This is a genomic window from Caulobacter sp. (assembly GCF_965279145.1).
Lineage (GTDB): Bacteria > Pseudomonadota > Alphaproteobacteria > Caulobacterales > Caulobacteraceae > Caulobacter.
The window spans coordinates 78,313-90,327 of sequence record NZ_OZ257139.1 but is presented as its reverse complement, the minus strand read 5'-3'; the positions used below and the strand labels follow the sequence as shown (position 1 = coordinate 90,327).

12 protein-coding genes and 1 tRNA gene are annotated in these 12,015 nt (G+C 66.5%); 9 read left to right on the top strand and 4 right to left on the bottom strand.

The genetic code is table 11. The features are described 5' to 3' along the window. The first annotated feature begins 292 nt into the window (after positions 1-292). From ACQY9P_RS00430 to ACQY9P_RS00405, 6 genes are all read left to right on the top strand, one after another. The gene (locus tag ACQY9P_RS00430; protein ID WP_421737218.1) at positions 293-1,189 is read left to right on the top strand and encodes a MotA/TolQ/ExbB proton channel family protein; all 897 of its coding nucleotides are present in this window, start codon (positions 293-295) and stop codon (positions 1,187-1,189) included. A 5-nt stretch (positions 1,190-1,194) separates the two neighbouring features. Beyond that, complete coding sequence (locus ACQY9P_RS00425) at positions 1,195-1,626, top strand: biopolymer transporter ExbD (RefSeq protein WP_421737219.1); 432 nt, start codon at positions 1,195-1,197, stop codon at positions 1,624-1,626. Between the two features lie 9 nt (positions 1,627-1,635). Then, positions 1,636-2,367: an energy transducer TonB gene (locus tag ACQY9P_RS00420; RefSeq protein WP_421737220.1), complete on the top strand. Its 732-nt coding sequence runs from the start codon at positions 1,636-1,638 to the stop codon at positions 2,365-2,367. A 129-nt stretch (positions 2,368-2,496) separates the two neighbouring features. Further along, positions 2,497-2,573 (top strand) — tRNA-His (locus tag ACQY9P_RS00415). Between the two features lie 258 nt (positions 2,574-2,831). Then, the gene (locus ACQY9P_RS00410; RefSeq protein ID WP_421737221.1) at positions 2,832-4,835 is read left to right on the top strand and encodes a TonB-dependent receptor; all 2,004 of its coding nucleotides are present in this window, start codon (positions 2,832-2,834) and stop codon (positions 4,833-4,835) included. Positions 4,836-4,989: 154 nt separating this feature from the next. Next, complete coding sequence (locus ACQY9P_RS00405; protein ID WP_421737222.1) at positions 4,990-5,484, top strand: hypothetical protein; 495 nt, start codon at positions 4,990-4,992, stop codon at positions 5,482-5,484. Positions 5,485-5,554: 70 nt separating this feature from the next. On the opposite strand, the gene ACQY9P_RS00400 is transcribed toward ACQY9P_RS00405, so the two are convergent. Continuing rightward, positions 5,555-5,962 (bottom strand): helix-turn-helix domain-containing protein, encoded by a 408-nt coding sequence (locus ACQY9P_RS00400; RefSeq protein WP_421737223.1) that lies wholly within the window; start codon positions 5,960-5,962, stop codon positions 5,555-5,557. Between the two features lie 233 nt (positions 5,963-6,195). Here ACQY9P_RS00400 and ACQY9P_RS00395 point away from each other — a divergent pair, with 233 nt between their 5' ends. Both ACQY9P_RS00395 and ACQY9P_RS00390 read left to right on the top strand, forming a co-directional pair. Further along, complete coding sequence (locus tag ACQY9P_RS00395; RefSeq protein ID WP_421737224.1) at positions 6,196-7,212, top strand: NAD(P)/FAD-dependent oxidoreductase; 1,017 nt, start codon at positions 6,196-6,198, stop codon at positions 7,210-7,212. 20 nt (positions 7,213-7,232) lie between these two features. Next, positions 7,233-8,396 carry an acyl-CoA dehydrogenase family protein gene (locus tag ACQY9P_RS00390; RefSeq protein ID WP_421737225.1) on the top strand — a complete coding sequence of 388 codons (1,164 nt, stop codon included), beginning with the start codon at positions 7,233-7,235 and terminating at the stop codon, positions 8,394-8,396. Positions 8,397-8,471: 75 nt separating this feature from the next. Here the strand turns inward: ACQY9P_RS00390 and ACQY9P_RS00385 are convergent, their stop codons facing one another. Beyond that, positions 8,472-9,182, bottom strand: a complete 711-nt coding sequence (locus ACQY9P_RS00385) for an energy transducer TonB family protein (RefSeq protein ID WP_421737226.1) — start codon at positions 9,180-9,182, stop codon at positions 8,472-8,474. A gap of 206 nt (positions 9,183-9,388) precedes the next feature. Between ACQY9P_RS00385 and ACQY9P_RS00380 the strand changes: the two genes are divergently transcribed. Further along, entirely contained in the window at positions 9,389-10,249 is an 861-nt protein-coding gene (locus tag ACQY9P_RS00380) for a transglycosylase SLT domain-containing protein (protein ID WP_421737227.1), read from the top strand. On the opposite strand, the gene ACQY9P_RS00375 is transcribed toward ACQY9P_RS00380, so the two are convergent. After that, positions 10,246-11,427 carry a CaiB/BaiF CoA transferase family protein gene (locus tag ACQY9P_RS00375; protein ID WP_421737228.1) on the bottom strand — a complete coding sequence of 394 codons (1,182 nt, stop codon included), beginning with the start codon at positions 11,425-11,427 and terminating at the stop codon, positions 10,246-10,248. The genes ACQY9P_RS00380 and ACQY9P_RS00375 overlap by 4 nt on opposite strands. Positions 11,428-11,523: 96 nt before the next feature. Next, the gene (rnk, locus tag ACQY9P_RS00370) at positions 11,524-11,943 is read right to left on the bottom strand and encodes a nucleoside diphosphate kinase regulator (RefSeq protein WP_421737229.1); all 420 of its coding nucleotides are present in this window, start codon (positions 11,941-11,943) and stop codon (positions 11,524-11,526) included. Positions 11,944-12,015: the final 72 nt, after the last annotated feature.

Below are 12,015 nucleotides of genomic sequence, written 5' to 3'. Positions count from 1 at the left end.
AGAAGAACCCCTTGACGGTGCGAAAAGGGGTTGCCAAAGGACCCCTGCCGCAATTCTAACATTGCGGTAAGATCAAAGCCTCAAGAGAGGACTTGATCACCCGCGCTTCGAAACGATCCTTCTGGGGGGCCTAGCCCTCGTGAGGGGCGTAACGGGTCGAGCGCAGCGAAGCGGGTCCGTCGGGTGGGTGAGAAATCAGCCGCCGGGTGGACTATTCAGAGTTAGGGTAGAAACGCTCTCGCGCGACGACCCTCGGTCCAAACGTGCTAGACCAATCAGGAACTGGCGACAGATGCTCGACATTAAACGGAAGACCCCCCTCATCGCTCTCGTTGGCGCCATGGCGCTGATGGCAAGCGCCCCTGCTTTCGCTCAGGACGCCGCGGCTCCCGCCCCGGCCGCCGCCGAAAGCGCCGCCGCTACGCCGGCCGCCACTCCGGCCCCGGCCCCGGCTGAAGAGCCCGTGGACGCTGGCGTCGAAGCCACCGAAAAGATGAAGTCCCACTCGCTGACCCCGGTCGGCATGTTCCTCTCCGCTCAGGCGGTGGTGAAGGTCGTGATGATCGGTCTGATCCTCGCGTCGGTCTTCTCCTGGGTTCTGCTGATCACGAAGCTGTTCGAGTTCGGCGCCCTGAACAAGCAATCGGACAAGTTCCTGGAAGCCTTCCGCGGCGCCCGTTCGATCGCTGACATCCTGCGCATCGGTTCGTCGGAAGAGTTCGAAGGCAACCCGCTGGCCGACATGGCCGCCGCGGCGTCGCAAGAAGTCGAACTCTCGCGTCAAGCCGGTCTGGCTGTCTCGGGCGAACACCGTGACTCGACCATCGGTCGCGCCACCTACGCCATCAACGCGGTGCAGGCCTCGCTGGCCAAGCGCCTGTCGGGCGGCATGGTGTTCCTGGCCTCGGTCGGTTCGGCTGGTCCGTTCATCGGTCTGTTCGGTACGGTTTACGGGATCATGACCTCGTTCATCGGCATCGCGAACACCAACACGACCAACCTGGCCGTCGTCGCTCCCGGTATCGCCGAAGCGCTGCTCGCCACCGGTATCGGTCTGTTCGCCGCTATTCCCGCGGTTATCTTCTACAACTTCTTCCAGACGCGCATCTCCGGCTACGGCACGCGCTCGGAAGGTTTCGTTGCTGAACTGTTGAACGCCATCTCGCGTCAGCTCGACAAAGGGGCGTAAGATCGATGGCCGCCAAACTCTCAGGCGGTGGGGGCGACAGGTTTAACGTCGAACAGAACAGCGAGATCAACGTTACGCCCTTCGTGGACGTTATGCTGGTTCTCCTGATCATCTTCATGGTGGCGGCTCCGCTAGCCTCCGTGTCGGTCGAAGTGAACCTGCCGCCGGCGGTCGCGAAAGCATCGCAAAGCCCGCCAAAGCCTATCTACATTTCGATCAAGGCTTCTGGTCAGGTGTTCATCGGCGACAATCGCACAACGATTGACGAGATGGGGCAGGACATCACGAAGGCGGTTGGCAAGCGCGATCCGACACGGGAGCGTATTTACATCCGGGCTGACGAAAAGACGCGCTACGGAGCCTTCATGGAGGTTATGAACACCCTCCAGGACAATGGCTTCTACAGCGTGGCGCTCATCGGCCGGGAAGATAACTAGGGGTGGTGCATGGCTGAACAACAGACGCCCGAGCATCGCCACTACGATCCGCTCACCTCGGAAGGTCCGCGTCGCAAAAAGGGCCTTGGCGCTTTCGGCATCGCGACCATCGTGGTCGTCGGCCTACACGCTGCTTTGTTCGCCTATCTTGCGAAGCAGAAGTTTGAAGCCGTGATGAAGGAGTATTCGGACGACGCCGTGGACGTGGAGCTTCCGCCCCCGCCCCCGCCGCCGCCGCCGCCTCCTCCGCCACCGCCGCCGACCAACGAGCCTCCGCCCCCTCCGGCGGTGGTCCAACCTCGGCCTCCGATCGCGCCGCCGCCGGACATCACGCCGCCGCCGCCGCTGCCGATCCCTCCCGTTGAAAAGCGGGTTGAACAGACGGCTCCGCCGGTGATCTCGGCAGCGCCTCCGGTGGCTTCAAACCCGCCGGCCCGCGCTTCGGTGATCACCAAGCCGGACTGGGCCCGCAAGCCCAGCGGCGATGACATGGCCCGGTACTACCCGGACCGTGCTCAACGGATGGAAGTCAACGGCCGCGCGACGATCTCGTGCACCGTGACCGCCAAGGGTACTCTGGAAGGCTGCTCCGTGGTCTCCGAGAACCCTGCCGACTACGGCTTCGGGGATTCGGCGCTGCGCCTGTCGCGCCTGTTCCGGATGAAGCCGAAGACCCTCGACGGCGCGCCCGTCGACGGTGGCCAGATCACGGTTCCGATCGTGTTCCAGGTCCCGCAATAGGGTCTGGTTCGCAAGGAAAAGACAGGAACGCCCCGGAGTTTCGGCTCCGGGGCGTTTTCCTGTTCATAGGGGATGTTTCGGCGCTTGATCCGGCTCGCGCCTCCGACTAAAGACACTCCCTCGCGATGCGCCGCCTTAGCTCAGTTGGTTAGAGCGCCGGTTTGTGGAACCGGAGGTCCTCAGTTCAAGCCTGAGAGGCGGTACCATCGCAGAACGTTGAAAAGGCCGGGGTTCGCCCCGGCCTTTTTCGTTTTGCTCTCAAGGCCCGCTGGATCGGACGGGCTATGGATGGATCGCCGATCGCTGTGCGCGGGGGGGCCGCAGACCACAAAGGGCTAGGGCAGGGCTTTTGGCGCGAGGGCGATCCTGCGATCCTTTCACAGAAGACGCGCGGGGAGGCGCGAAAGGGGCCATGTCGCCTGACCCTCGCCGATCACGCGCCCCTTCGAGAGAACAGGACTTTCATGCCGGTCGATCTGCCGCCCTCCGCCGTCCCGCCGATCGTGGTGATCGCGGCGCGCCTGCCGCCCCTGCGCGGCGATGCCGCCTTTTCCACGGTGCGGCTGGACGAGGCGGATCTTGCGTCCACCCAGCGCGTCGATGAGGCCCTGAGCCGGTCACCGGGCGTATCGCTGTTCAGGCGGACATCAAGCCTGTCGTCCAATCCCACGACACAGGGCGTCAGCCTGCGCGCCATCGCGCCTTCGGGGGCCGGGCGGACCCTCGTCCTGCTGGACGGCGCGCCCCTGAACGATCCGTTCGGCGGTTGGGTGATCTGGTCGCAACTGGCGCCCGAGGCCCTGAGCGGCGCGGACATCGTGCGCGGCGCGGGCTCCGGGCCCTATGGCGCGGGCGCCCTGACCGGGGTCATCGCGCTGCGCGAAAGAGACAAGGGGGGGATTGCCGACATCTCGATCGGCGATTTCGGAACACGGCGCGGCTCGGCGGCGGGGGCCACTCGCATCGGCCAGGTCCAACTCTTCGCCAGCGGGGCCTATGATCACGGCGACGGCTATATCGCCGTGCGGGGACCGGCGCGCGGCGCGGCCGACACGCGGTTGAACCTCAACGCGCGCAGCGCCGCCTTGCGTCTCGATGCGCCGATCGGTGAGGCGAGGCTCTCGGTCCGGGTGGGCGGCTATCGTGATGAGCGCGGCGCGGGGTTGGGCGCGGCGCGGGCCAAATCCACTGGCGCATCGGTCAGCGCCACCCTGGCCAGGGCGCCCGATGACACCGGCTTGGGCTGGCGGGTGCAGGTCTGGCGACGCGAGAGCGACCTGGCCAACAGTTCCGTCGCCGTCGCCGCCAACCGCGCCTCGGTAACGCCAGCCAACGACCAGTATGCCACGCCGGCGACGGGCAGGGGCGTCAATGCGGCCATGCGCTGGACCTCGCCGAGCCTGGAGGGCGAGGTGGGCATCGACGCCCGCCATGCCGATGGCGAGGTGCGCGAGCAGTTCCGGTACCTCGCGGGCGCTTTCACCCGAGATCGCCGCGCGGGCGGCGAGACCTCGGTGGTGGGGGCCTATGTCGAGGGCGCCTGGACGGTTGCTCCCTGGCTGCTGACCGGCGGCCTGCGGCTGGATCGCTGGACCGCCAGCAAGGCCGTCCGGATCGAGCGCGACGCGTCCACCGGCGTCGTGACCCTTGACGACCATCCCGTCGACCGCGCCGGCCAGGTCGCCACCGGACGGCTGGCGGCGCGGCGCGCGCTGGGCGAAGGGCGGGCATTGCGCCTGGCCGCGTACAGCGGCTTTCGGCCGCCGACGCTGAACGAATTGCACCGTCCGTTCCGGGTGGGCAACGACATAACAGAGGCCAATGCCGCCCTGAGGCCCGAAAGGCTGTTCGGGGTCGAGGCGGGGCTTTCGCGCCAAGGCCATAACCATCTGGTCGAGGCTGCGGCGTTCTGGAATCGCATCGAGGATCCGATCGCCAACGTCACCATCGGCGCGGGCCCCGGGACCTTCCCCCGCGCCGGCTTCGTGCCGGCCGGCGGGGTGCTGCGCGAGCGGCGCAATACCGGTCGTATCAACGCCATCGGCCTGGAGGGGCGGGCCACCCGCACCCTGGGTGCGCTGGAGCTGCGAGGCGCGCTGTCTATCACCGACGCCCGGGTCGAAGGTGGCGCGGCCGCGCCGCAATTGACCGGCAAGCGTCCGGCTCAGGCCCCGATCTGGAGCGCGACCACCGGCGTCCAGTGGCGGGCCGTGGACCGCCTCGACCTGGGCGTGGACCTCACGTGGGACGGCAAGCGGTTCGACGACGATCTCAATACCCGCGTGCTGGCGGCGGGCCTGAAGCTGAACGCCCGCGCGGACTGGCGCCTGGCGAGGGGCCTTACGGCTTATCTGGCCGCCGACAATCTGCTGGACGAGGCGGTCGAGGTGTCGCGCACCGCTGACGGCGTGGCGGGCTTTGGCAGTCCGCGCATGACGCGCATCGGCCTGAGGCTGACTATGGATTGAGCTGCCAGCGGCAGGTGTCCGCGCTCTTTTCCAGAGTTCCGGTCCCGCCGCCCAAACCCGCAAGCGCGCCGCCCCATTTTTGTGCCATCATTTGACGGCCGAGTCTTCGCAGGTCTGCCGGCCCTAAAGCTCCCGGCCTCTTGAAGGGATTTTCATGACCAACGCTGCAACAACGCCCAAGGCGAAAAGGCCGACAGGCGCCGCCACCCGCCTGCTGATCCGCGACCTGCATCTCTATTTCAGCATCCTGGCGGCGCCGTCGCTGCTGTTCTTCGCCATTACTGGCGGAATTCAGCTGTTCGGCTTGCATGAAGCCCACTCGGCAACGGGCTATCAGCCGCCGGCGATCGTCGAGAAGCTGGGCGAACTGCACAAGAACCAGCGCTACATCCTGAAGCCGCGCCGGTCGCCGCCACCCGCAAAGGCCGCCCCCGTCAAGGCCGCGATCAAGCCGGTCGAGGAGAAGGCGACGCCCGTCGCCGTGACGCTGCTGAAATGGGTTTCGCTGGCCGTTGTCTTCAGCCTGGTCTCATCTGCAGGCTTGGGTCTCTGGATGGGCTTGACCCAGGGGCGTAACCGACGTGTCGCGCTGATCCTGCTGGTCATCGGCGTCTTGCTGCCGGCGATCCTGGCGGGCCTGACCGCCTAGATCCCTTGGCCTCCAATGGAATCGTCTGCGGCTGGTGGGAAGACTTCAGCCTGAGGCCTCGGGATGGCGGTCAGCCAGGGTCTTGATCGACCATGGCGCGGACCAGATCGACGACCCGACGGCGCAGGCGCCGGTCTTCCAGCCTGGGAAACAGCGCGGCCAGCTCCAGGCCCTCGCTGGTCGAGACGAATTCGGTCATCCGCTGGGCGAAGCCATCGTCATGACCGCCATCGGTCTCGTCGAGACCTTCGAAAAAGTAGGATACCGGCGCCTGAAGCAGGCGGGCGGCGTCGTAGAGCTTGGAGGCGCTGATCCGGTTGGAGCCGCGCTCGTACTTCTGGATCTGTTGGAACGTGATGCCCAGGGCGTCGGCGACCTGCGTCTGGCTAAGCCCCATGACCTTGCGCCGTATTCTCAGGCGGGCGCCGACATAGAGGTCGACGGGGTGAGCCGGATCGGCGGCTGGCTTGTCGTTCATGCGTATCCATTCCTTCCAGCCCCAGGGACCAATATCTCCCTGGGGAGAACGGCGTAGCTGAAGGGACAAAGATAGCTCAACCAAGCCGCCCTAGTCACGCGCGGCGCGGGAGGGTGCGTCAATGCGCGGCATGGATGAGCAGGGCAGGGGCGCTGTCGTAAAACTTCCGTGCTCAGGGGCTTGACCTTTGAAGCTCCGGGAGGTGTTTGCCCCGCATGGGAAGTGTGTCAGGCGTGCGCGTTGCAGTGGCCGGCGCCGGAGCCTTCGGCTCGGCGACGGCCCTGGCTCTGGCGCGAGCGGGAATTGCGGTGACGGTCTTCGATCCGGCCGCTCCCGGCGACAATGCGTCGGGCGTCGCGGCCGGGATGCTGGCCCCGGTTAGCGAGTGCGTCTTCGATGAGGCCTCCGCGCCTCACCTGGACCTGTTGCGGCGCGCCCGTGACCTGTGGCCAAGCTTCGTTGATGGCCTGGACGTCGAGATCCTGCGCGATGGCGTGCGGGTCGAAGGCGCCGCCGCCTGGCTGGATCTGATCGACGCGCGACGGAACGCCTTGGGTCTGCCGACCGAGCGCCGGAGCGACGGGGCGCTCTGGATCGATGAAGACTGGCGCTTGGACGCCCGTCAGACGCTGGCGACCCTTCGCGCGGCGGCCGTCGCGTCTGGAGCGACGTTTGAAGCCGGTTCGGTCGAGCGATGGGAGGGCGGCGATCTGACGCTTTCCGACGGACGAACAGAGCGCTTTGGTAGCCTCGTCATCGCGACGGGCGCTGCCCTGAGGGGGGGCGATGTGGCGCCCGAAACAACTCACCTGACACCGATCAAGGGCCAGATCGCGCGCCTGGATCAGGGGCCGTCGGCCGGGCCGGTGCTGCGGGGTGCGGGTGTGTATCTTTCACCGGCCCGGCGACCAGCCGTCGGGGCCACGATGGAGATGGGGCGCGACGACCTGACGCCGGATCCCGAAAAGACAGCGCCGCTGCTGGCCGCGGCGACGGCTCTGCGACCCGAGTTGGCGTCCGCCAAGGTGGTCATAGAGGTTGGCGTCCGCGCCTCAACGCCGGATGGCCTGCCGCTGGTTGGGTGGAGCGCGCGTCACGGGGTCATGCTGGCGGTCGGCGCGCGGCGCAACGGCTGGCTGATGGCGCCGCTTGTGGCCGGTCTGGTCACGGCGTATCTGACGGGCAAGGACCCGGGCCCCGATGCGGCGCGCCTCGATGCGCGGCGCTTCGAGCGAGAGCCCGAGGCGTAGACAACGCAGGGGGTAAGGCTATGGCTGGTTTCTGGCTGACCGAGGAACAGGAAGCGATCCGCGACGGCGTGGCCAAGCTGTGCGCCGACTTCGACGACGACTACTGGCGCCGTACAGATGAGACCGGGGACTTTCCCGAGGCGTTCGTCGCCGCCATCGCGGCGGGGGGCTGGCTGGGCGTGGCCATGCCGGAGTCGGTCGGCGGCGCGGGCCTGGGCCTGACCGAGGCGGCCATCATGATGCAGACCGTGGCCCAGTCTGGCGCGGGCTTTTCCGGCGCCTCGGCCATCCACCTGAACATCTTCGGCCCCATGCCGATCGTGAAGTTCGGCACCGACGCTCAGCGCGCCCTGCATCTGCCGCGCCTGATCTCGGGCGAGGACAAGATGTGCTTCGCGGTCACCGAGCCCAATTCGGGCCTGGACACATCCAGCCTCGAAACCCGGGCCGAGAAGGTGGACGGCGGCTATCGGCTGAACGGGCGGAAGATCTGGACCACCGGCGCCCAGCGCGCCAACAAGATCCTGATCATCGCGCGGACCACGCCCAAGGATCAGTGCGTTAAGCCGACACAGGGCCTGTCGCTGTTCTATACCGACCGCGAGAAGATCGAGGCCAAGCCCATCCCGAAGATGGGCCGCAAGGCCGTCGAATGTAACATGCTCTTCATCGAGGACCTGTTCGTGCCCGCCGATGATCTGGTCGGCGAGGAGGGCAAGGGCTTTACCTATCTTCTGCACGGCCTGAACCCCGAGCGGGTGCTGTTCGCCGTCGAGGCCATTGGCCTTGGCCGCGCGGCCCTGGCCAAGGCCACGACCTATGCCAAGGAGCGTGTCGTGTTCGGCCGGCCGATCGGTCAGAATCAGGGTGTGGCCCATCCGCTGGCCAAGTCCTGGGCCGAGCTGGAGTCCGCCAACCTGTTGGCCTTCAAGGCCGCGGCGCTCTACGACATGGGCCAGGATTGCGGCGCCGAAGCTAACGCCGCCAAGTATCTGGGCGCCGAGGCGGGCTTCACGGCCTGCGAAAACTCGGTCCTGGCGCACGGCGGCATGGGCTATGCCAAGGAATACGACGTCGAGCGCTATTTCCGCGAGTCGATGATCGCCCGCATCGCGCCGATCAGCCGCGAGATGATCCTCAACTTCATCGCCGAACGCGTTCTGGGGCTTCCCAAGAGCTACTAACGACAGGAGGGAGGCCAAGCCGCATGAAGCGGCCCGGCCTCCCTCCACGTTCGCGCACAGGGTGCCTGGAGCGTCCTACAGGCTGAAGCGGATCGGGATGCGCACCGTCGCGCCGTCAACGGTCTGCCCGTCCTCCGTCTGCGGGCTCATCCTGAAGAAGCGCGAAAGCTTCAGGGCCGCATCGCCGAAGCCTTCGCCGACGGGTGTTTCCGACACGATCATGCAGTTCCGGACCGTGCCGTTGGCGGCCACGGCGCAATTGAGCGTGGCGCTGCCCGTGATCTCGCGACGCACCGCGCTGTCGGGATAGTAGCGGGCCAGATCCTCCGCCGAAGGCTTGCGCAGCCAATTGGCATGGGTGACCACCTTGACCTTCGGCGCCGTGACGACAGGTCCGGGGGCCGGAGGATCCGGCGTGAGGGTGACTGGACCGGGCTGGGTTGGCGGCGAAGGCGTGTCGGGCGGTGTCAACGGCAGCGGATCGGGCGGTGCGATCGGCGTCGTCAGCGGAGGGTGCAAAGGAATCGGATTCGACAGCTTTCTGGCTGGCGGCGGGTCGTCCAGCGGAGGAGGCGGAGGCGGCGTATAGAGCGGAAGAATGAGCGTGCGGTCCGGCTCATCGATCCGCACCGGCGTGACGTACTTCTGATAGGCGAGGTAGGCGACGAGACCGATATGAGCGGCGGCCGAGACGCCGAGAGCGAACATCAACGCGCGCGACGCCTTCGGTGGCTCGGCGTTGAGTCCCGGAATATAAGAGCCTGACAGGGTGTTGGCGGTGACCATGGGCGACCTCCGTTCGGTCTGATTACATCTGTAAGTCAGATCACCATGAGGCTCGGAGGGTGTAAATCTACATTCGTAAATTATCGCTGATAATTTGTACGTCTGTAATTTTCCGGAGTTGGGTCAGGTGCGGCATGTTGCGCACGGCGACCGCCAAATGAACGTGGTTAAGAGCGGGTTAACCATGATCGTTCAGGCATGGAGCCATGGCCGTCCAATCCATCCGCAGTGTCGTAGAATCGGCGATCCAGCGCGCTTCAAGCGCGACGGGGGTGGATTTCACGTTCCTGATGGGCGCCGCGAAGCGCGAGAGCGGCTACAACCCCGCCGCCAGGGCCAAGACCTCTTCGGCGTCGGGTCTTTTCCAGTTCGTCGATCAGACCTGGCTTGGCACCCTGAAGAAGCACGGCTCCAAGTATGGCTATGCGCGCTACGCCGACCTGATTTCCCAGGGAGCGGACGGCCGCTATCACGTGCAGGGCGACGAAGCTCGCAAGGCCGTTCTGGGCCTGAAGATGGATCCGCACGCCGCTTCGCTGATGGCGGGTGAACTGGCGTCCGATCATGCCTCCTATCTGCGCGGCCGGGTTGGACGCACACCGACGGCGGGCGAGCTCTACGCCGCGCATTTTCTGGGTCCGCAGGGTTCGGCGCGGCTGATCGAGGCGGCCAATTCCACGCCAGGCGCCAGCGCCGCGGCCCTGTTCCCCGACGCCGCCCAGGCTAACCGATCGATCTTCTATCGCGACGGCCGTCCGGCCACGGTCGGCGAGGTCTACGCCAATCTGACCAAGACCGGCGGCACGACCCGCGCGACGGACGGGGCCAAGCCAGACGACGCCGACCAGGGCTTCATTCAGTACGCCGGTGGTCGCCGTCTGGAACGCATCCGCCAACAGGAAGCCGTGGTCGACCTGATCCTGCGCGGCTCGCAGGACGTCGATAGCCCGTTCGGCGGCGCGGGTGGTGGTGGACCTGGCGCGGGGCAACGCCTGGCCAGCTCGATGTTTTCCAGCGAGATGCTGCGCGTCCTGGCCGAGGCCAAGGACGGCAAGTTCAACCGCTAGGATCCTGTCAGACCCGCGATCCGGTCGTCTGACCAGCCCAGCTCCCTGAACACGGCCGCGGTATCGGCGCCAAGGCGCGGCGCGGGCCCTCTGGGACCGTCCTGCGCGCCCGGAAAGCGGGCGGGAGATGCTGGAGCGCGGAAGGTCCCACCCATACCGTCCGGGGTATCGACAAAGCACCCTGCCGCCTCGGCCTGGGCGTCGCCCACCAGTTCACGCGGCGTCTGATAGGGCGCCCAGGTCAGGTCGCCGGCGTCGAGGGCGGCTTCGGCTTCGACGTAGTCCATAGCCCCGAAGGCTTCGTCGAGGATATCAACCAGGGCGGCGGTGTTTTCCCGGCGTGATTTCGAGGTCGCGAAGCGGGGATCGTCCACCAGTTCCGGACGGCCGGCGGCCTTGGCGATCTGGGCCCAGTCACTGGCGCCCTGGCGCGGCAGCAGGCAGATCCAGCGACCGTCGCGGGTCTTGAAGAAGTTGGCCAGCGGCTGGATCGCCTCGCGCCGTCCGCGCGTCGAGGCCAGTTTGCCAAACCGCAGCTGGATCGCCATGTCCGACCCGATCGCATAGACGCCCGTCCGCAGCAGCGAGGTCTCGACCAGTCGACCGACACCCGTGTTCTGGCGTTCGAACACCGCCGCCAGGATCGCCGAGACCGTCGCCAGCGATGTGACGTGGTCGCCCATCCCCGTGCGGATCGGAAACGGTTCGGCGCCCTTCGGCGCGGTAATCGATCCGACTCCGGCGCGCGACCAGAAGGCGGCGACATCCATCCCCGCCTTGTCGGCGTCGGGGCCCTGCAGGCCGTAGCCCGTCAGGCTGCAATAGACGAGGCGAGGATTGACCGCCCGTAGCGTCTCATGGTCCAGACCCGCCCGGGCGAGGGCGGCGGGACGGACGTTGGTCAGAAAGATATCCGCGGTGGCGACCAGGGCCTTCAGGGCGTCTCGGCCCTTGTCTGAACGGATGTCGAGCACGACAGCGCGCTTGCCCCGATTGTCCAGTTCGAAGACCGGGTTGGCGTCTTGCTCGGAGGCGATGGTGTCGAAGAACCGCCGCATCGGGTCGCCCTCGGGCGATTCGACCTTGATCACGTCGGCGCCCCAGTCGGCCATGATCCCCGCCGCGCCAGGCGCGGCGATATAGGTGGCCAGCTCGACGACCCGGAGTCCTTCCAGCATCGCATCCTCCCGCTTTTCTTCTCGTTGCGGCGAGTGTGGGCGAGGGAAGGGGCTGGTGGAAGGCTTACCTAACGGTAGGCGTCAGAAGGCCAGACGTCAGAAGGCAAGGCGAGCAGGCTGCCTGACCTTCAGGATGCGCAGGGCCCGCTCATGGCCGTCTCGGTCTGGCCACTGGATCTCCTGGTCGGTGGAAAGGCCGATCAATCCCGCGCCCACCGGCGTGAGAACCGAGATTTTGCCCGCGGCGATATCGGCCTCAGACGGATAAACCAGCAGTACGGTGCGTCTGGCGCCGTGAGCGTCGTCCTCGAACTGCACGATGGATCGCATTCGGACCACGTTGTCGGGCATCTCGCCGTCGGGCCGGATTTCCGCGCGGTCGATCTCTTCGAGAAGCAGGCCGGCGGCGAGGGGCGCGGCATGCTCCATCTGCAGGGCGAGAGCCGAAAGTTGTTCGGCTTCAGTATCAGCGATGATGATGTGCGGGCGCGCGAAAGCTTCAGCCGATGAAGGCATGGAAGAATCCTGTATTTGACATGAAAAGACGCGCCGACTGATCGGCGAGGTGTCAATAGAAATGAGATGGAA